At 62.6% G+C, this 19,302-nt stretch carries 17 protein-coding genes and 1 tRNA gene; 6 read left to right on the top strand and 12 right to left on the bottom strand.

Annotation, left to right across the window (positions count from 1 at the left end):
• Positions 1–46: 46 nt before the first annotated feature.
• The 6 genes from FJ946_RS02125 to FJ946_RS02100 all read right to left on the bottom strand — a co-directional run bounded on the left by FJ946_RS02125 (position 47) and on the right by FJ946_RS02100 (position 6,398).
• Positions 47–2,008: an acetyl/propionyl/methylcrotonyl-CoA carboxylase subunit alpha gene (locus FJ946_RS02125; protein ID WP_140567718.1), complete on the bottom strand. Its 1,962-nt coding sequence runs from the start codon at positions 2,006–2,008 to the stop codon at positions 47–49.
• Positions 1,990–2,553, bottom strand: coding sequence for an O-acetyl-ADP-ribose deacetylase (locus FJ946_RS02120; RefSeq protein ID WP_140520702.1), 564 nt, complete (start codon positions 2,551–2,553; stop codon positions 1,990–1,992). Before FJ946_RS02120 ends, FJ946_RS02125 begins: the two co-directional genes overlap by 19 nt.
• 1 nt (position 2,554) lies before the next feature.
• Positions 2,555–4,162: a carboxyl transferase domain-containing protein gene (locus FJ946_RS02115; protein WP_140567720.1), complete on the bottom strand. Its 1,608-nt coding sequence runs from the start codon at positions 4,160–4,162 to the stop codon at positions 2,555–2,557.
• Between the two features lies 1 nt (position 4,163).
• Positions 4,164–5,327 (bottom strand): isovaleryl-CoA dehydrogenase, encoded by a 1,164-nt coding sequence (locus tag FJ946_RS02110; RefSeq protein WP_140555818.1) that lies wholly within the window; start codon positions 5,325–5,327, stop codon positions 4,164–4,166.
• Positions 5,328–5,393: 66 nt separating this feature from the next.
• Positions 5,394–6,044 (bottom strand): TetR/AcrR family transcriptional regulator, encoded by a 651-nt coding sequence (locus tag FJ946_RS02105; RefSeq protein ID WP_140567723.1) that lies wholly within the window; start codon positions 6,042–6,044, stop codon positions 5,394–5,396.
• A 69-nt stretch (positions 6,045–6,113) separates the two neighbouring features.
• Positions 6,114–6,398 (bottom strand): acylphosphatase, encoded by a 285-nt coding sequence (locus tag FJ946_RS02100; RefSeq protein WP_140567726.1) that lies wholly within the window; start codon positions 6,396–6,398, stop codon positions 6,114–6,116.
• Between the two features lie 166 nt (positions 6,399–6,564).
• Here FJ946_RS02100 and FJ946_RS02095 point away from each other — a divergent pair, with 166 nt between their 5' ends.
• The gene (locus FJ946_RS02095; protein WP_140567728.1) at positions 6,565–7,569 is read left to right on the top strand and encodes a bifunctional helix-turn-helix transcriptional regulator/GNAT family N-acetyltransferase; all 1,005 of its coding nucleotides are present in this window, start codon (positions 6,565–6,567) and stop codon (positions 7,567–7,569) included.
• A 36-nt stretch (positions 7,570–7,605) separates the two neighbouring features.
• Here the strand turns inward: FJ946_RS02095 and FJ946_RS02090 are convergent, their stop codons facing one another.
• From FJ946_RS02090 to FJ946_RS02075, 4 genes are all read right to left on the bottom strand, one after another.
• Positions 7,606–8,718: a pyridoxal phosphate-dependent aminotransferase gene (locus FJ946_RS02090; RefSeq protein WP_140567731.1), complete on the bottom strand. Its 1,113-nt coding sequence runs from the start codon at positions 8,716–8,718 to the stop codon at positions 7,606–7,608.
• A gap of 213 nt (positions 8,719–8,931) precedes the next feature.
• Positions 8,932–10,080: a porin gene (locus FJ946_RS02085; protein WP_140732023.1), complete on the bottom strand. Its 1,149-nt coding sequence runs from the start codon at positions 10,078–10,080 to the stop codon at positions 8,932–8,934.
• 123 nt (positions 10,081–10,203) lie between these two features.
• Positions 10,204–10,446, bottom strand: coding sequence for a GIY-YIG nuclease family protein (locus FJ946_RS02080; protein ID WP_140732021.1), 243 nt, complete (start codon positions 10,444–10,446; stop codon positions 10,204–10,206).
• A gap of 96 nt (positions 10,447–10,542) precedes the next feature.
• Positions 10,543–10,633: transfer RNA gene (locus FJ946_RS02075), tRNA-Ser, on the bottom strand.
• A 470-nt stretch (positions 10,634–11,103) separates the two neighbouring features.
• Between FJ946_RS02075 and FJ946_RS02070 the strand changes: the two genes are divergently transcribed.
• A complete protein-coding gene (locus tag FJ946_RS02070; protein ID WP_140732019.1) occupies positions 11,104–12,246 on the top strand; it encodes a porin in 1,143 nt (380 codons plus the stop codon).
• 241 nt (positions 12,247–12,487) lie between these two features.
• A complete protein-coding gene (locus tag FJ946_RS02065) occupies positions 12,488–13,555 on the top strand; it encodes a site-specific integrase (protein WP_140564997.1) in 1,068 nt (355 codons plus the stop codon).
• A 134-nt stretch (positions 13,556–13,689) separates the two neighbouring features.
• Here the strand turns inward: FJ946_RS02065 and FJ946_RS02060 are convergent, their stop codons facing one another.
• Both FJ946_RS02060 and FJ946_RS02055 read right to left on the bottom strand, forming a co-directional pair.
• Positions 13,690–14,586 (bottom strand): alpha/beta hydrolase, encoded by an 897-nt coding sequence (locus FJ946_RS02060; protein ID WP_140564998.1) that lies wholly within the window; start codon positions 14,584–14,586, stop codon positions 13,690–13,692.
• Between the two features lie 176 nt (positions 14,587–14,762).
• The gene (locus tag FJ946_RS02055; RefSeq protein ID WP_140565000.1) at positions 14,763–16,808 is read right to left on the bottom strand and encodes a lytic transglycosylase domain-containing protein; all 2,046 of its coding nucleotides are present in this window, start codon (positions 16,806–16,808) and stop codon (positions 14,763–14,765) included.
• A gap of 303 nt (positions 16,809–17,111) precedes the next feature.
• Here FJ946_RS02055 and dapA point away from each other — a divergent pair, with 303 nt between their 5' ends.
• From dapA to FJ946_RS02040, 3 genes are all read left to right on the top strand, one after another.
• The gene (gene dapA, locus FJ946_RS02050; RefSeq protein ID WP_140517797.1) at positions 17,112–17,993 is read left to right on the top strand and encodes a 4-hydroxy-tetrahydrodipicolinate synthase; all 882 of its coding nucleotides are present in this window, start codon (positions 17,112–17,114) and stop codon (positions 17,991–17,993) included.
• Positions 17,994–18,018: 25 nt separating this feature from the next.
• Positions 18,019–18,498 carry an SsrA-binding protein SmpB gene (smpB, locus tag FJ946_RS02045; RefSeq protein ID WP_140494616.1) on the top strand — a complete coding sequence of 160 codons (480 nt, stop codon included), beginning with the start codon at positions 18,019–18,021 and terminating at the stop codon, positions 18,496–18,498.
• A gap of 83 nt (positions 18,499–18,581) precedes the next feature.
• Complete coding sequence (locus tag FJ946_RS02040; protein WP_140547368.1) at positions 18,582–19,292, top strand: GH25 family lysozyme; 711 nt, start codon at positions 18,582–18,584, stop codon at positions 19,290–19,292.
• Positions 19,293–19,302 lie beyond the last annotated feature (10 nt).

The raw sequence follows: 19,302 nt of genomic DNA, 5'->3' as shown, positions 1-19,302 counted from the left end.
CTCTGTCCGGCAGGACAGGGACGCTTGGCGTCCGGCAGCGAGGCTGTCAGCCTTGCATATCCTCGAACCGCACCAGCACAGTGCCGTCGGTAACCTGCGCGCCCTCGGTGGCGATCTCGGCGATCACGCCATCATGGGGCGCGGCGATGGTGTGCTCCATCTTCATCGCCTCGAGAATAAGCAGCGGTTGCCCCTTCATCACCGTATCGCCCTTTGTCGCCCGCACAAGCTTGACCAGTCCCGGCATCGGCGCGCGCAAACTGCCTGACGCCGCCGCCGCATCATCGCCTCTGGCCAACGGGTCCGGCACCGCGAACGTATAGCCGGCCGCGCCTTCGAATATCGTGATGTGGCCTGGCCAGCGGGCGAGGCGAGGAACGGCGCGAAGGTCATGCGAATTGGCGCTGTCATAGGGTGCATGGAGCGTCACCTGGGAACGCCGGTCTGGTCGTACCGAAACCCTTGCCAGAATATCGTCCTCGCCAAACTTCAGCCGGATCTGTCGTGCCATGCCATGGAAATGCGTGTAGCCGGCAAGTGACGACCATGGATCATCCGATGCCGGCAGCGCGCCCGCCCCGGAGGCCGCTATGGCCGCGGCCGCGACCGTTTCGCCGCTCGGCGGCGCAATCTCGGTCAGCGCCTGCTGGTGGCGGCCTATCAGGCCGGTATCGACGTCGCCCGCCGAAAAGTCCGGATCGGTCACCAGCGCGGCGAGGAAGGCGGTATTGACGATCGAACCGGCGACTTCGGTTCGCGCAAGCGCCGCGCCGAGTGCCTCCAGCGCAGCCGGCCTGTCCCCGCCATGCACCACCAGCTTGGCGATCATCGGATCATAATAGGGAGAAATGGCGTCGCCGGCCCGCACCCCGGTTTCGACACGCATGGCGGCCCCTTGGGGAACCGTGTCGGGAAATTTCAGATGATGCAGCGTGCCGGTCGCAGGCAGAAACTCCCTTGCGGCATCCTCGGCATAGAGGCGCGCCTCGAAGGCGTGGCCGGCTAGCTTTATCTCGCCTTGCGTTTTCGGCAGCTTCTCGCCTGATGCCACGCGCAACTGCCACTCGACCAGATCGGTGCCGGTGACCATCTCGGTGACCGGGTGCTCGACCTGCAGCCTCGTGTTCATCTCCATGAACCAGAAGCGGTCAGGCTTCAGGCCTTGCGAGGCATCGACGATGAATTCGATGGTACCGGCGCCGGAGTAGCTGATCGCCTTGGCGGCCTTCACCGCCGCCTCGGTCATCGCCTTGCGCAACGCCTCCGTCATGCCGGGGGCGGGGGCTTCCTCGATAACCTTCTGGTGGCGTCGCTGCACCGAGCAGTCGCGTTCGAACAGATGGACGGCATTGCCGAAATTGTCGCCGAAAACCTGCACCTCGATGTGGCGCGGTTTGTCGATATATTTTTCCACCAGTACACGGTCGTCGCCAAAAGCGGATTTCGCCTCGCGTCGTGCGCTCGACAGCGCTTCGGAAAACTCGTCGGGGTGCTCGACCCGGCGCATGCCCTTGCCACCGCCGCCGGCCCGCGCCTTGATCAGCACGGGGTAGCCGATTTCGCGTGCCTTGGAGGCCAGGACCACGATCTCCTGTGCCTCGCCATGGTAGCCCGGCACGACGGGCACGCCGGCCTTTTCCATCAGCCGTTTGGCGGCATCCTTCAGCCCCATGGCGCGGATAGAGGCCGCCGACGGGCCGATGAAGGTGAGCCCCGCGGCCGCCACCTGGTCGACGAAATCAGGATTTTCCGACAGGAAGCCATAGCCGGGATGAACGGCTTGCGAGCCTGTCGCCAAGGCGGCCGCGACGATCTTGTCGCCGCGCAGATAGCTGTCGCTGACAGGCGAAGCACCGATATGTACCGCCTCGTCGGCCATCTCGACATGCAGGGATTTCGCATCGGCATCGGAATAGACGGCAACCGTGCGCACCCCCATCCTGCGCGCCGTGCGGATCACCCGGCATGCGATCTCGCCTCGGTTGGCGATCAGGATCTTTGTGAACATGAAACCTCCGTAGACTGCGTTCGCCTCGAGGAAGCAACGGCCTCACGGTATAGTTCGGCCATTTGTTCGTCGAAGCAGCAGAAGATGACGGTCTGCGGCGTCGTATTTCGGCTCAAGAAGCTATTTACGGCGCCGACTGCAATTGCTGCCGCCTCATCCCTCGGATAGCGGTAGATGCCCGTCGAGATCGCCGGAAAGGCGACCGAGCGGCATTCCTTCTCGGCGGCGATTTCGAGCGAACGCCGATAGCAGGAGGCGAGCAACTCCGCCTCGCCCTTGCCGCCGCCCTGCCAGATCGGACCGACCGTATGGATGACGTAGCGGGCCGGCAGCCGATAGCCCCTGGTCAGCTTCGCATCCCCGGTCTTGCAGCCGTTGAGCGTGCGGCATTCGGCGAGGAGGTCCGGCCCCGCCGCCCGGTGAATGGCGCCGTCGACCCCGCCGCCGCCGAGCAGCGAGGAATTGGCCGCGTTGACGATGACGTCGACATCCAGCTTGGTGATGTCGCCGAAGTGAATGCGGATCCTGCCTTGCACCTCGCCCATCTCACATCCTGAACACGCCGAAGCGCGTTTCCTCGCTCTCCGCGTTGAGCGCCGCCGAGAGGCTGAGCGCCAGGACCTCGCGCGTCCTGGCCGGATCGATGATGCCGTCGTCCCATAGCCTTGCGGAGGAATAAAGCGGGTGGCCTTCATGCTCGTATTTCATCAGGATCGGCTTCCTGAACTTCGCTTCTTCCTCGGCGCTCCATTCGCCGCCCTTGCGCTCGATGCCCTCGCGCTTGACCATGGCCAGCACCGTCGCCGCCTGCTCGCCGCCCATCACCGAAATGCGGGCGTTCGGCCACATCCACAGGAAGCGGGGCGAGTAGGCGCGCCCGCACATGCCGTAATTGCCGGCGCCGAACGAGCCGCCGATGATCACGGTGACCTTGGGCACGCGGGCGGTGGCGACTGCCATCACCAGCTTGGCGCCGTCCTTGGCGATGCCGCCTACCTCATATTTGCGCCCCACCATGAAGCCGGTGATGTTCTGCAGGAACACCAGTGGAATCTTGCGTTGGCAGCACAGCTCGATGAAATGCGCGCCCTTCAGCGCGCTTTCGGAAAACAGCACGCCATTGTTGGCGATGATGCCGACCGGCATGCCGTGAAGATGGGCAAAGCCGGTGACGAGCGTGGTGCCGTAATACTGCTTGAACTCGTCGAACTCCGAACCGTCGACGAGGCGCGCGATCACCTCGCGCACGTCATAGGGCTGGCGCAGATCCGTCGGCACGATGCCGTAGATCTCATCTGCCGGATGAAGCGGCGGAATCGGTTTCTGGACGGCAAGGCTTACGGTCTTGTTCCGATTGAGGTTTTTTATGATGCGCCGGCAGATGGCCAGCGCATGCTCGTCGTCGAGCGCGTAGTGGTCGGCGACGCCGGAGAGCCGTGTATGGACGTCGGCGCCGCCGAGATCCTCGGCGCTGACGTCCTCGCCGGTGGCGGCCTTCACCAGCGGGGGACCGCCGAGGAAGATGGTCGCCTGGTTGCGCACCATGATCGTCTCGTCCGACATTGCCGGCACATAGGCGCCGCCCGCCGTGCACGAACCCATGACGCAGGCGATCTGCGGGATGCCTGAGGCGGACATGTTGGCCTGGTTGTAGAATATGCGCCCGAAATGCTCGCGGTCGGGAAACACCTCGTCCTGGTTGGGCAGGTTGGCGCCGCCGCTGTCGACCAGGTAGACGCAAGGCAGATTGTTCTGCAGCGCGATCTCCTGCGCGCGCAGATGCTTCTTCACCGTCAGCGGGTAATAGGTGCCGCCCTTCACCGTGGCGTCATTGACGACGACCATCACTTCCGTGCCTTCGACGCGCCCGATACCGGCGATGATGCCGGCGGAGGGAATGTCCTCGCCATACATCGACCATGCGGCGAACTGGCCGATCTCGAGAAAGGGCGACCCGGTGTCGAGCAATTGCGCCAGCCGCTCGCGCGGCAGCAGCTTGCCGCGCGCGACGTGTCGCTCGCGCGCCTCTTCCGAGCCACCGCGCTCGACGCTCGCGGCCTTTTCGGCGATATCGCCGACCAGCGCCCGCATGCGTTCGGCATTGGTGTGGAAGGTATCGGAGGAAGGGGAGATCTGGGTCCGGAGGACGGCCATGCTATACCCCCTCCGCCATGATCTCGCGGCCGATCAGCCATCGCCGGATTTCGCTGGTGCCGGCACCGATTTCGTAGAGCTTGGCGTCGCGTAGCAGCCGGCCGGTCGGATAGTCGTTGATGTAGCCGTTGCCACCCAGAAGCTGGAGTGCGTCAAGCGTCATCTGCGTTGCTTTTTCGGCGGCAAACAGAATGCAGCCTGCGGCGTCCTTGCGGGTGGTCTGGCCGCGGTCGCAGGCGGCGGCGACCGCGTAGACATAGGCGCGCGCGGCGTTCATCGTCGTGTACATGTCGGCGAGCTTGCCTTGCACCAACTGGAATTCCCCGATCGCCTGGCCGAACTGCTTGCGCTCATGCACATAGGGCACCGCGACGTCGAGACACGCGGCCATCAGGCCGATCGGGCCACCGGCCAGCACCGTGCGCTCATAGTCGAGACCAGACATCAGCACCTCGACGCCACACCCTTCCTCGTGCAGCACGTTGTCGAACGGCACCTCCACATTATCGAAAACCAGTTCGCCGGTGTTGGAGCCGCGCATGCCGAGCTTGTCGAGCTTTTGCGCGACCGAAAATCCGGCAAAGGCCTTTTCGACGATGAAGGCGGTGATACCGCGGGCATGGCGCTCCGGATCGGTCTTGGCATAGACCACCAGCGTCTCGGCGTCCGGGCCGTTGGTGATCCACATCTTGGTGCCGTTGAGCACGTACCGGTCGTTGCGCTTTTCGGCGCGCAGCCTGAGCGAGACGACGTCGGAGCCGGCGCCGGGCTCCGACATGGCCAGCGCGCCGACGCGCTCGCCCGAGCAAAGCGGCGGCAGGAATTTCTCCTTCTGCGCCGGCGTTGCCCAGCGGTTGATCTGGTTGACGCAGAGATTGGAGTGGGCGCCGTAGGACAGGCCGACCGAGGCCGAGGCCCTTGATATCTCCTCAACGGCGATCACGTGCGCGAGATAGCCCATGCCACTGCCGCCGAACTCCGGATCGGCGGTGATGCCGAGGAGGCCGAGATTGCCGAGTTCCGCCCACAGATGCGCCGGGAATTCGTTCGAGCGGTCGATTTCCGCCGCGATCGGCGCGATCCTGTCCTGGGCGAAGCGCCGCACCAGCTCGCGCAATGCCTCGACATCCTCGTCATGCCCGAAGCTGAGCGTGTTCGTGTACATCCGGTTCCTCCTGCCGCATGACCCCCGAAAATCGACTTGGATTTTCGGAAAAGATCATGCGCGAAACTAAAATCCCACGGCGTCGTTTGCGCGTCCAAACGGATGTGCGGCGCTGTAGGTGTCGATCGTCGCGCCGACGAGCCGCATCGTCATCGAAAGATATGTCGCTGTGACTTCTGCGATCGACAGCCGCTCGCCCGGCCGGAACCAGACGATGACACCGGTCATCATCTGGATCAGCGCCATGGCGGTGAGGCCGGTGTCTTCGACGACGAACACGCCTGCCTCGGCGCCGTCACGCAGAATGGCGCGCAGTTCCTTCTCATAGGCCGTGCGCATCCGCAGTATCTGGGTCAGTCTTTCGGGCGACAGGCTGCGCAGCTCCATGTTCGAAACATGCGTCGCATGGCGACGGGCGATGTGGAAGGCGATGTGGTTCTCGACATAGGCCGAAAGCCGGCTTGCCGGATCGGCATCGGCGGGCCGTGCGGCGTTCCAGGCTGCGATCAGCTCTTCCATATGCTCGCGCATCAGCGTGAACAGCAAATCCTCCTTGGTCGGGAAATAGCGATAAAGCGCGGCTGCCTGCACGCCTACTTCGGATGCCAGCTGGCGCATCGACATCGCCTCATAGCCGAGCCGCGCGATCAGGTTGACCGCCGCCTCGCGGGCTGCCGCCTCGGTCTTCCCGCCATCGGATCCTGTCGTGCGCGCCAAAAGAGCCTCCCTTGTTGCGAATTAATAAAACGAACGTTCAATTAATTCAAGAGGTATGCCGAAGCCGCATCAGGCATCGATCCGGAAGCCGGTAACAGGATTGCTGGATACCGCATCCTCGACGTCAACCCCGGAAACGGACGTTCCCGGCGGTCCTTTCCAAAGCCGGCCGATCATGGTCGAGACGGCTTCGCCTGTGCCGGCAATCTCAGCGGTCACCGAGCCATCCGCTTCATTGCGCACCCAGCCCGCAAGCCCAAGGCTGGCGGCCTGGCTTCGGACCCAGATCCTGTAGCCGACGCCTTGCACCTTGCCGTGGGCCCGCACACGCACTGCCTTGCGATCGTCAGCCATTGCGTCTCTCCCGAGGCTCGTCTGCTGGAATCTGGCGCAGGCGACGGGGAATGCAACAGGCCGGTCGAACGAGGATGGAGGGGGCCCGAGTCGAACTCGAATTTAATTGACTCAGTCCACTAAATTTCTAACACTGTGGCTATCATCATCCAAGGGCTGAACGCAGATGCTGGACCAACGCAGTGCTTTGGTGGCCGATATCAGGCACTTCAACCGTTTCTACACCCGCACTGTCGGCCTTCTCGACGAGACCTTGACGCAGAGCCCGTTCACGCTCACCGAGGCGCGCGTCCTGTTCGAGCTTGGTCATCGGGATCGCCCGGCGGCGGCGGAAATCGCCGGCGAGCGAGGCTTCCTTTCGGAGACATTCGACATCGATGTCGGCCCGGCCGCCTCCGACATCGCCAGGCAACTGCGTCTCGACGCGGCCTATCTGACGCGGATCCTGCGAAAATTCGCCGGCGAAGGCCTGACCGAGACCCGGACCGATCCGGTCGACCGGCGAAGGCGTATCCTGTCGCTGACGGCAAGGGGGCGGGACGCCCTTGCCGGTCTGCAGGCCGCGGCGGACCGCGACACTTCCCGGCTTATCGAGAACCTGCCCGACCACCGCTTGGCCGAACTCGGCGACGCCTTGCGCAAGGCAGCGGAGCTGCTGGGCGATCCGGCGGCTGAAGGCGAGGCGGCTGCCCCTGTGGTGACGTTGCGTCGGCATCGCGTCGGCGACATTGGCTGGGTGGTGCAGCGTCAGGCCCAGCTCTACGCCGAGGAATATGGCTGGAACATCGAGTTCGAAGCCTTGGTTGCCGAAATCGGGGCCGACTTCATCCGCAATTTCAAGCCAGGGCGCGATTTCTGCTGGATCGCCGAACGCGCCGGCCTCCCGCTTGGCGCAGTGTTTCTGGTTCACCAGGACGACGAGGTCGCGAAACTGCGGCTGCTGCATGTCGAGGCTGCGGCGCGCGGGTTGGGCATCGGCAAGCGCCTGGTTGCGGAATGCGTGAACCAGGCGCGCGCCTGCGGCTACATCAAGCTCGTTCTGTGGACGAATGACATTCTGGTCGCCGCCCGCGCGATTTATGAGCGCGCCGGGTTCAGACTGGTCTCACAGGAGCGCCATCACAGTTTCGGCAAGGAACTCACCGGCCAGAACTGGGAGCTCGATCTCTAACGGGCCGGCAAGTGTCGCCGCTATGGCAACGCTCGTTCAGTTTCCACGGGCGGCGGCCAGTGCGCCGGGCAGTTCCTCAGCAAAAATGTCGAGCTCGTGGTCCAGTCCGACGCTGACGCGGATGCAACGATCGAGCCCCGGCGCCATCGGCTTGCGGATGAAGACGTCGCGCGACAACAAGCCTTGCAGGATCTTCAGCGCGAAAGCACCGTCGCGGCCGCAATCGATGGTGACGAAATTGGTCGCCGACGGCAGCGGCGTCAGCCCGTTCTGTTCGGCTATCTGCGCGATGCGCCGGCGCCCTGCCGCCACCCGCGCCACCACTGAATCCAGATAATCCTGGTCGGCGAGCGCCTCGACGCCCGCCACCTGCGCCATGCGGCTGACGCCGTAGTGGTTGCGGATCTTCTCGAAATCGCTGATCACCTGGGCCTCGGCGACCGCATAGCCGCAGCGTATGCCGGCAAGCCCGTAAGCTTTCGAAAAGGTGCGCATGCGGATGACGTTCGGCCGCGAGACGTCGATGGGCGGCAGTGCGGAGGCCGGCCCCAATTCTCCATAGGCTTCATCGAGCACGAGCATGGTGGTTTCCGGCAGCGCTTCGATGAAGCGCGTCAGCTCGGCCGCTTCCCACCAGCTCCCCATGGGGTTGTCCGGATTGGACAGATAGACCAGCGGCGCTTTCTCTCTGGCGGCCGCAGCCAGCAGCCCTTCCAAATCCTCGTGGTCGTTCGCATAGGGCACGGTGACAAGCCGTCCGCCGACACCGGCAATGTGGAAGTTGAAGGTGGGATAGGCGCCGAGCGAGGTGACCACCGCATCGCCAGGCGCCACATACATGCGCGCCACCAGACCAAGCAGGCCATCGATGCCTTCGCCGACCACGACGTTCTCGACCTTCAGATTATGATGCGCGGCCGCGGCCACCTTCAGGTCGTGATTGTCCGGATCGCAATACATCCACATGTCGCGCGCGATCTCGGCCATCCGGGCGATGACGCGCGGCGAGGGTCCGAAGCTGCTCTCATTGGCGCCGATGCGGGCGCGGAATGCACGCCCGCGCTCGCGCTCCTGCGCTTCGGGGCCGACAAACGGCACGGTCGACGGAAGCGCTGCAACGAGCGGCATAAGGGGAGGGCGCAGACGCATGGCAAAAGCTCGCGTGAGGGAAGGGGCTTCTTGCTAGCGCGGTCAGTAGGCGGGTGCAAGTTGCGCGCAATGAGCAATCGTTGCCGCCCGCCTGATCCAAACACCTGATGCATCCCAGAGCAATCATCGTCCGCTGCGGAATCGCGCAGTCGAAACCCCCAATGAAAAACCCGGCGGTTGCCCGCCGGGTTTCTATATTCGAAGCGATAGCTGTTAGAACGAGCGCTGGAAGCGGAGCATGCCGCCGACGCTGTTCTTCTTGTCGGCAGGCGTAAACGATGGGTTGACGAAGCCAGCATCGTCAAACCGACCGGCATGGAGGTAGTCGACTTCGGCCGTGACGGTGAAGCCGGGAACGACGTCATAAGCAACGTTCGCCGCAACGCCGACGTTCTTCCAGTCGTCAGCAGACACCTGAAGGTTGAACGAGGTCTTCTCGTTGAACTTGTAGGTGCCGCCGCCCCAGACTGCCCAGTTGCCGCCCCACGCCTTGTAGAAGCCGCGACCATGGGCTTCGACAAAATTGCCGGCATCGTCGTTGAGGTTGTCATCAGTGCCGTAGCCGCCCATGATGAACAGCGACAGTGCGTCGCTGACATTGACGTCCAAGCGAACCTTGCCGGCAACTTCCTCGTAATTGCTGTCATAAGCGACGACGCCGGTGATGGCGCCCCAACCCTGCGTATACTTCACGCCGCCGACGACGTGCGGAACATAGCTGTCGATCGTGTCGGTACCGGTGCCTTCTTCGAGCGAAACCACGGCCGAGAAGCCGTTGCCGGCGTCGAAGTAGTACTGGACGACGTTGGTGTCGAAATCGCCGTAAGGAACCAGCGTATCCTGGATGACGTTGCCGGCGTAGCCGACGAACGTATCGAAGGCCGATTCGTCCTTACCGACGCGCAGGCCACCGAGCTGGATCCAGGCGAAGTTCAGCGAGACGTCCCGGTTGTGGGCGGCGTTGATCGGCTCGTCGAAGGCATTGTCGTCGCCGAAGTTGAAGCGGGTCTCGGTGTAGGTCTTCAACGTGCCGAGCTCGGTTTCCTGGCCGGTCCAGGTCTTAAGCGTGAAGCGCGTGTTCTTGTAGTAGGTGTTGTGGTCGTCACCGTCCTGGTGATCGGCAGCCTTCGCACCGTCGAACGAGCCGGTGTCGCCCACGCCGATGTCGTAACGGACATAGCCGCCGATGCGCAGGCAGGTCTCGGTGCCGGGGATGTAGAAGTAGCCAGCGCCGTAGACGTCGCAAATCTTGACGTATTCAGCGGGCTCCGGCTCGGCGACGACGACGGCGTCGGCGGCGCGCGCACCGGAAACTGCGATCAGGGCCGCAGCGGAGCCGAGAAGAAGGCTCTTGATGTTCATTTTCTGACCTCCAGTCAGAATCGAACGAAACAACCGTTTTGGTGGTGCGTGTTTTTGCAGCAAACAATTGGTATTGCTGCGTTTTTCCGGGAATCCCTGGATTTTTCACAAAGGAAGGGGCATTCACCACAGACGTTTGCTGGCGAAGGCGTGCCCGGAACCGGATTTGAGATAACGCTCAAATGAAGTCGCCTTGGCTTGATTCGAGAACGCCACATAGGTGACGATCTGCCATGGCAGGAACTTGGATGTATGACTGGATTTTCCGTCATTGTGCTCGGCAAGCCGTCGCTTCAGGTCGGACGTGATGCCGACATAACGCTCACCGTCGGCAGTCTTACTTTCCAGCAGGTATGCATACCACACGACCGGCCCTCCTTCGCCGAGGCTTCGGAGGGCATCCTGCTTCGCGCTGAGGTCTGGTCTGGGCTTGTCCTGCGAAGCTCGAAGAGCGAAGCAGGATGGCGGAGAGGATGGGATTCGAACCCACGAGAAGCTTTTGACCTCTACTCCCTTAGCAGGGGAGCGCCTTCGACCACTCGGCCACCTCTCCGTTGCGCCGCTGGATAAAGAAAAGCGCCGGCACAATCAACAAGCCCCAGCCAATATCTCGGAAAAAGAAGCCATTATACGGAAAAATAAGAACGCACCGGCCTGCGGCCTTCCGCGATGCGGCGGTTCTGCGGCGATTCCCTGGCTGGTGGCTCAAGGCCTCGCCATGATTCCGTCAGCCGATCGCCGGATTCGCCCGTAAACAAGGGGCTGGGGCGGGCCGAAGGTTAATGAGAGCTTTCTGAGTGAGGCCAAATCGTGTCATTTGTGCAACAACGATGGGGGATAGCAGCCGCACAGCCCTTTCGCCGGTACGATCGTGGTTGAACCCCGTCTGCTCATGGGTAATGTCGATTTCGAAGGAGCGGCGCGGTGCGCATCTTTTTCGGTAGTGGGGATGGGGCAGGGAACGCTGTCCTTCAGCAAAGAATACCCAGACCCGTTTTTTAACTTTTGACTGGAGGTCAGAAAATGAACATCAAGAGCCTTCTTCTCGGCTCCGCTGCGGCCCTGATCGCAGTTTCCGGTGCGCGCGCCGCCGACGCCGTCGTCGTCGCCGAGCCGGAGCCCGCTGAATACGTCAAGATTTGCGACGTCTACGGCGCTGGCTACTTCTACATCCCCGGCACCGAGACCTGCCTGCGCATCGGCGGCTACATCCGTTATGACATCGGCGGCGGCGACGTCGGCACGTTCAACGGTTCGAAGACTGCGGACCACCAGGACGGCTCGGTAAATGATGCCTGGCACAAAAATGCCCGCTTCACGCTGAAGACCTGGACCGGCCAGGAAACCGAACTCGGCACCTTGAAGACCTACACCGAGACCCGCTTCAACTTCGGCAACGACAACGCAATCGAGCCGTTCAACACCGCCCATAACAAGGACGTCTCGCTGAACTTCGCCTGGATCCAGCTCGGTGGTCTCCGCGTTGGTAAGGACGAATCGGCCTTCGATACGTTCGTCGGCTACGCCGGCAACGTCATCCAGGATACGCTGGTTCCTTACGGCGATTTCGACACCAACGTCGTCCAGTACTACTTCGACGCTGGCAACGGCTTCTCGGCCGTGGTCTCGCTCGAAGAAGGCGCGGGCGTTGTCGGCACGATCGACAGCTACGTTCCGCATGTCGTCGGCGGTGTGAAGTGGACGCAGGGCTGGGGCGCCATCAGCGGTGTCGTCGCTTATGACAGCAACTACGAAGAAGTTGCCGGCAAGGTTCGCTTGGACGTGAACGTCAACGACGCACTGTCGCTGTGGGTCATGGGCGGTTACGGCACCGATGACAACCTCAACGACGACGCCGGCAATTTTGTCGACGCCCATGGTCGCGGTTTCTACAAGCAGTGGGGCGGCAACTGGGCTGTCTGGGGCGGCGGTACCTACAAGTTCAACGAGAAGACCTCGTTCAACGCGCAGGTGTCGTATGACGATTGGAAGAACCTGGGCATCGCGGCGAACATCGCCTACGACGTCGTCCCGGGCTTCACGGTCACGGCCGAAGTCGACTACCTCAATGCAGGCAGGTTCGACGACGCCGACTTCTCCAACTGGACCGGCGCCGACAAGAAGAGCAGCATCGGCGGTATCCTCCGCTTCCAGCGCTCGTTCTAAGGGCTGGTTCCATACAGGTGAAATCCAGCCCGGGCGCATCAACGCCCGGGCTGTTTTTGTTTCGTGACTGGATCAAGGCAAACAGAAGGAACAGGGGGTAACGGTAGCTGAATAGAGTCCGTGGGATGGTTTCGTGGGATCCGCTGATGGCGGATGAAATCACAACTGCGTGATTCAAATCTCTTGAAAGGACGCTCCCAAGCGGATAGGGCTGAATCTATCCCACTCGGGGGTGTGGCAAATGATGACGACCGAAGCGATTCAAGAGGGCGAGCCCTCCGATCATTTTTCGATGTTTTCTTCTCAGAACTCAAAGTTTAACTATACCTACAATAGGATACGAGAAGTAAAATCGCATAGGGTTGGAGATCTTTTTTCAGCATATCGAGATATATTGTGGGATGATGGGCGACATAAATACAATGTCAGCTCGTTCATCGGCGAGATAGACGAGATTCTGCTCGGGGAGCGTTTCAGCGCCTTTGACCAGAGTACCCTGGACAACCTTATCGGCACCTTGCGCCAGCGCGGCAACAGCAACGCAACCATCAATCGGAAGATGGCTGCCCTCAGCAAACTGCTGCGCAAGGCCTACAAGATGGGAGATATCCACAGCCTGCCCGAGTTCCGCCGCCAGAAGGAGCGGTCGGGACGGATTCGTTTCCTTGAAAGGGACGAGGAGGCCAGGCTGTTTGCTGCCATCAGGAGCCGCAGCGAGGATGCCTACCGGCTTTCCGTCTTCCTGGTCGACACTGGCTGCCGCCTTGGCGAGGCGCTCGGGCTGATCTGGAACGACATCCAGGAGCATCGCGTCTCCTTCTGGATCACCAAGTCCGGCCGAAGCCGCACCATTCCGATGACCGAGCGTGTCAAGGAAGTGATCAAGCTGCCTCCCGGCGAAGGCCGTCGGCCGAAAGGCCCGTTCACCACATTCAGCCAGGCTCAATACCGTGCCATCTGGAACGATGCGAAGGCCGAAGTCGGTCTGGCCGCCGACGACCAGGTGGTGCCGCACATTCTGCGCCATACCTGCGCCTCGCGTCTTGTTCAGGGCGGTATCGACATCAGGCGCGTGCAGATGTGGCTCGGCCACCAGACCCTGTCGATGACGATGCGCTATGCGCATCTGGCCACCAATGACCTCGACGGCTGCGTCACCGTGCTGGAAGTACCCCGGTCTGGCGGCGCCGACAGCGTGAAGGCAGCGCCCGAACCGTCCCCGCGCGCCGCGGCGCGCGGTGCGGCAGACGAGCCGGGTGCCGTAAAGACCACGGCTAAGGCGATGAAGAAGGCCGCAAAGTCCCGATAAGTTCACCCTTTGAAGAGGCTGTGGACAATCAATCCCGTGGATCCCCCGATCTGCGGGTTATTCGAGGCATGCCATCCCGGCTTCGGCGCCTACCTTGGTCGCCTGCGGTCCGTTTGCCTCGCCGGCAACGGTTTTTAAAGGCGGGTCGGCAGCCGCTCGGCTCTGTCGAGGAAAGCGGCGATGTCGCCCGGCAAGGTTCCGGTTTCGAGAAAAGGGGCGTGACCCTGGCCTTCGACGGTGATCGTCTGCATTGCCGGATGGCGCTCCCGCATCTGCCGCTGTGTGTCCACCGACAGCAAACTCGAATTGGCGCCGCGTATGGCGAGCATGGGAAGGGCCGACAGCGCGTCGAATTGCGGCCACAGCGCCGGCAGCGGCTGCGTCAGGTCGAGATTTGCAACAGTGTCGACCAGCTTCGGGTCGAAATCCGGCAGCAGGCCCTGATCCGTTTCGCGGTAGAGCGCCAGCACCATGCGCTCCCAGTCCGCATCGGCGAGCGCTGAAAAATCCCGGCCATGAACGCGGCGTTGGGCTGCCACTGCTTCGGCGAAGGTCTTCGGCTTCGGTTTGCGTTCGAGATACGACTGGATATAGGCAAGGCCGGCCGGCTCGATCACCGGTCCGATATCGTTCAGCACGATCGCTTTCAATATGGCCGGCCGCAGCGCACCCAGGACGTGAATGACCAGGCCGCCGCGCGAGGTGCCGACGAAGGCGGCTTCCTCGATTCCCAATGCCGCCAGTCCGGCAAGAATGTCGCCGGCTTCGACGCCGACATTGTAGCGGCTGACATCGGGATCATAATCGGACTGCCCGCGGCCGCGATAGTCAAAGGCGACGACCTTGCGCGGGCTTCCCGCTTTGCCGGCCAAATAGAGCGCGAGTTCGTGGAAGTCGCGTGCATTGCGGGTGAGCCCGGGCAGACAGACGACTGGCCAATGTCGCGAATTTGCGTCGCCATAGATCCGGGCATGGAGCTTCAGCCCATCGGGTCCCGCGTAGAAGAAATCGGAGAAACCTTCGCTCGCCATTGGAATGCTGCCCTTGCTCTCGCCGGATGGTCCGTCTGCTACAGGCGAGGGAAGGGATGGTCAAATGGGGCAGTTACTTCTCCTCTTGCGGGCCGAAGGTGGCTAGGCCCTTCACTCAGCCAAGGCGGGCGGATCCGCGCGAGGCCAACTCCTCTCGTAGGGAGGAATGAAAGCCGTCAACTCCGCCCGTTCACAAGATCTCCCACAATGTCATACTTGCCGGAAATGCGCATCTTGTAGACCTCATAGTTCTCCATCACGCGCTGTACGTAACTTCTTGTTTCCGTGTAAGGAATCCGTTCGATCCAGTCGACGACAGCGTCGATGTCCTTGCCGCGCGGATCGCCGTATTTCGCCACCCATTGGGCAGCGCGGCTGGGGCCGGCATTGTAGCCGGCGAAGGTCAGCACATAGGAGCCGTTGAAGCGGTCGAGCTGCTGGCCGAGGAAGGCCGAGCCCAGCGTTGCATTGTAGCCGGCATCGGTGGTCAGGCGTGCCTGAGAGAATTGCAGCCCGGCCGTCTTCGCCAGTTGCTTGGCGGTTGCCGGCATCAGCTGCAGCAGCCCGCGCGCGCCGGCGCTCGATATGGCGCCGATGTTGAATTCGCTTTCCTGGCGGGCGATGGCATAGGCCAGCGCCTTGCCCGAACCTGAAATATCGGCGCTATCGGGGATGACCCCCAAAGGATGCGACAGCGCGCCGACATCGATGCCACGCGCGCCGGCGATCTTGCCGATCTTGAGCGACATGAAGTGGTTGCCCTGCTTTTCCGCCAGCACGGCCAGGAGCGCCAGTTCGCCCGGGCTGGTCAACTGTCCTGCAAGGTCACGATAGAGCGTTTCGGCATAACGGTCGTAGCCCGCCTCCTGCAGCCGCTTGATGGCAGCGACGGCTTCGCGACCGGCAAAACTCTGGCGGTCGGCGGCACTCGGTGTGGGATAGACGATGTTCAGCGCCGGGCGACCAATGCGCTCGGCGGCGAGCTGGCCGTAGAATGTCGTGCCATAGGCCGCCGCGCGCGCAAAATAGTCCTTTGCGTTACCTGGACCACCAACTTCGGCGGCGCGGCCGAGCCAGTAATAGGCGCGCGACAATGTCATCGGCCCCTGCGCAAGGTCGGCGATGCGCGCGAAATGTGTTGCGGCAAGCCTGGGATCGTTCAGACCGCGCAGCGCGTACCAGCCGGCATGGAATTCGGCTTCGGCGGCGTTCGCTGTGCTTTCGGCCGCATGCATGGCGACGATCCTGTAGGCGGCTTTCATGTCACCCTTGTCGACCAGCTCGCGCGACAGTACCCGGCGCTCCACCCACCAGGCATCCGGGTCGACCAGCGCTTCGCGATCCGTCGGCGCCTTCATCACGATGGCGGCGGCGTCGGCAATATTGTCTTGCTTGCGAAGATATTCGGCTTGCGCGAAGAAATAGCCGGCAGAACGCTGTGAAGCCGGCACCGCCTTGAGCAGCTTGGGGGTGTTCTTGTCGCCCTTGTCGGCCGCCGCCCAGGCGGTGGCCAGTTGCTCCGCTTGCGCCGGGCCGGCGACGCGCTGCGCCGCGCCGACCCGGTCGGCGTAGAACATGCGCTCCATGCGGAATCGGTGATCGGCGGCCGGGATCAGCCCGCCGAACTCCTTGATCAGCGCTGTCTCGTCCTTGGCCTCCAGGATCGCGGTGCGCCAGAACGGCACCAGCACCGAACGCGCCGCCTCTGCCTTGCCCAGGGCCACATAGGCGCGGGCAAGAAGCATCACGCCTTCGAATGTCTGCGGCTGGCTGCCGTCGAACGCCTGCACAACGATGTCGGGGGCGGGGTTCTCGCGATAGAGTGCGCGTTCGCTGTTCTTGCGCAGCGCGGTTGTCCCCGGCCAGTTGGGCAACATCTTCGCTGCGGCCGCAATGTCGCCGCTCGGCATCTTGTCGCCGCCATACAGCGCGATTGCCCAGGCAAGGATGTGCTGGTCGAGCGAACCGGCGGAAAGGGCATCACGCGCGGCGCGGGCACCGGGAATGTCGCCCGCCGCCAGTGCGTCCAGACCGCTCTTCAACTGCACGATGCTGGCAGAGGGGGCCGTATCGCGTGGACCCGCATCTTGCGAGCTTTGCATGCCGGGCATCGGAATGGCCGATGTCAACTGCACGTCGACGCTGCCGCCGATCGCCATCTCGGGCATCAGCGCGACGACCGCGCCCAGGAGCGCGAAAAGATGAGGCCGCCTAGTCGGCATCGTTCAGCCTTTACACATCACCAGCAGGCGCGGAAGCTTCGCGACCTGGACCAGACCGTAAACTTAGGTCATGAAGGGCCAGTTAACAAAAGGTTATCGAGGCCGTTCGAATTGCGTTTGCTGGCAGCATGGCAATGCTTGCCGCGCAACCATGTCGAGACTATGGTGCGCCGCCTCGCTTTCGGTTAGAAGGCGCGACATTAAGACCAGAGACGAAAACACCCATGCCTATCGCCCAAAAGTGGCTACCGGTTTTGGGATAACGATATGCGTGAACAAGAAGTCCCAAGGAGTTGGACGAACATGCTGAGAGGCTCGCTGACCGCGCTCGTGACACCGTTCGAAAAGAGCGGGCGTTTCGACGAGAAAGCCTTTCGCGCCTTTGTCGACTGGCAACTTGCGGAGGGCACGACAGCCCTTGTTCCCGTTGGCACCACCGGCGAGTCGCCGACGCTGTCGCATGACGAGCATCGTCAGGTGGTCAAGGTCTGCATCGAGGCGGCCAGGGGCCGCGCCCCGGTCGTCGCCGGCGCTGGCTCCAACAACACCGCGGAAGCGATCGGCCTGGTCCAATATGCCGAACAGGCAGGCGCCGATGCTGCACTTGTCGTCACTCCCTACTACAACAAGCCGACGCAGCGCGGCCTCTATGAGCACTTCGCCGCCGTCGCCAGGGCAACCAAGCTGCCGATCATCATCTACAACATCCCGCCGCGCTCGGTCATCGACATGATGCCGGAGACGATGGGCCGGCTGGCGCACGACTTCAAGAATATCGTCGGCGTCAAGGACGCGACCGGCAAGGTCGAACGGGTTTCCGAGCAGCGTATGACCTGCGGCAAGGATTTCATCCAGCTTTCCGGCGAAGATGCATCCGCGCTCGGCTTCAACGCGCATGGCGGTGTCGGCTGTATCTCGGTGACGGCCAACGTCGCGCCGCGGCTTTGTGCTGAATTCCAGGAGGCGACGCTGTCCGGCGACAGCGCCAAGGCGCTGGAATTGCAGGATCGCTTGCTGCCGCTGCACAAGGCGATCTTTATCGAACCCGGCGTATCCGGCGCCAAATATGCGCTTTCGAAGCTCGGCAAGGTCGAGAACGTGCTGCGTTCGCCGCTGGTCACGGTCGAACAGTCGACGGCCGAAAAGATCGACGCGGCGATGAAGCACGCCGGCTTGATAAATTAGGGATGAGGCGCCACCTCTCCGCATTATGAATCAAGTCAGAAAAGCCGATCCCAACAACAAGACCGTTGCGGAAAACCGCAAGGCGCGGTTTTCCTATGAGGTGCTCGACACGATCGAGGCCGGCCTGGTGCTGACCGGCACCGAGGTCAAGTCGCTGCGCCAGGGCCAGGCCAACATCCAGGACAGCTATGCCTCGGTCGAGGGCGGCGAGATTTGGCTGATCAACTCCTATCTACCGGAATATCTGCAGGCCAACCGCTTCAACCACGAGCCGCGCCGGCGCCGCAAACTGCTGCTCAACAAGCGCGAGATGGCCAGGCTGTCGCAGAGCGTCGACCGCGAAGGCATGACCCTGGTGCCGCTGAAGATCTATTTCAACGACCAGGGCCGGGCCAAGCTGCTGCTCGCCGTAGGTCGCGGCAAGAAGCTGCATGACAAGCGCGAGACGGAAAAGCAGCGCGACTGGTCGCGTGAGAAGGGCAGGCTCTTGAAAGAGCGCGGGTGACCGCCACCAGGCGGTAGCCAAGCGGATAAGTGTTTGGCTTTCAGGGTTCTAGCCAAGGAGGCAGAATACCGGAGGGGACAGTCTTGAAGAACCGGATCATCCTCTGGGGATCGGTCAGCCTGGTTTTTGCAATGCTCATGGTCGCTGGCGGCTTCTTCTATTTCCATGCGTTTTCTCCGGATCGCGGCAAATATCCTGTCAGGGGCATCGACGTTTCGCATCATCAGGGCCGGATCGACTGGCGACGCGTTGCCGCCGCCGATGTCGCCTTTGCGGTCATCAAGGCGACCGAGGGCGGCGATCATGTCGACGATGCCTTTGCCATCAATCTGCGCGAGGCTCGTGCTGCCGGGCTCGCTGTCGGCGCCTATCACTTTTTCACCTTCTGCCGGCCGGGCGCCGACCAGGCAAAGAATTTCATCGCCGTGGTGCCGCACGACCAGCCTTTGCTGCCCCCGGTCGTCGACATCGAGTTCGGCGGCAATTGCCCGCAGCGCCCTTCGCCCGAACAACTCGATGCCGAACTCCAGGCCTTCCTCGGTCCCGTTGAAGCCGCCTTTGGCAAGAAGGCCATCATCTATCTGACCGACGATGCAGCAACGGCCTATGCAGGACAGATCGCCGCCCGTCCGCTCTGGCTTCGCTCACTGCTGCTCGAGCCGGGTCGCGACGATTGGGTCTACTGGCAGTACCACAACAGGGGCCGCGTCGAGGGCATCGTCGGTGACGTCGACCTGAACGTCCTGCAAGGCGGTCAGGAGACGCTGGCCGCGTTGTTCGCGCCGGCGTTGTAAGGCAATTCCA

The sequence above is a fragment of the Mesorhizobium sp. B2-4-7 genome (assembly GCF_006442685.1).
In the GTDB taxonomy this organism is placed as follows: Bacteria; Pseudomonadota; Alphaproteobacteria; order Rhizobiales; family Rhizobiaceae; genus Mesorhizobium.
The sequence above is the reverse complement of the archived record's forward strand: the minus strand, read 5'-3'. Positions and strand labels throughout refer to the sequence as shown.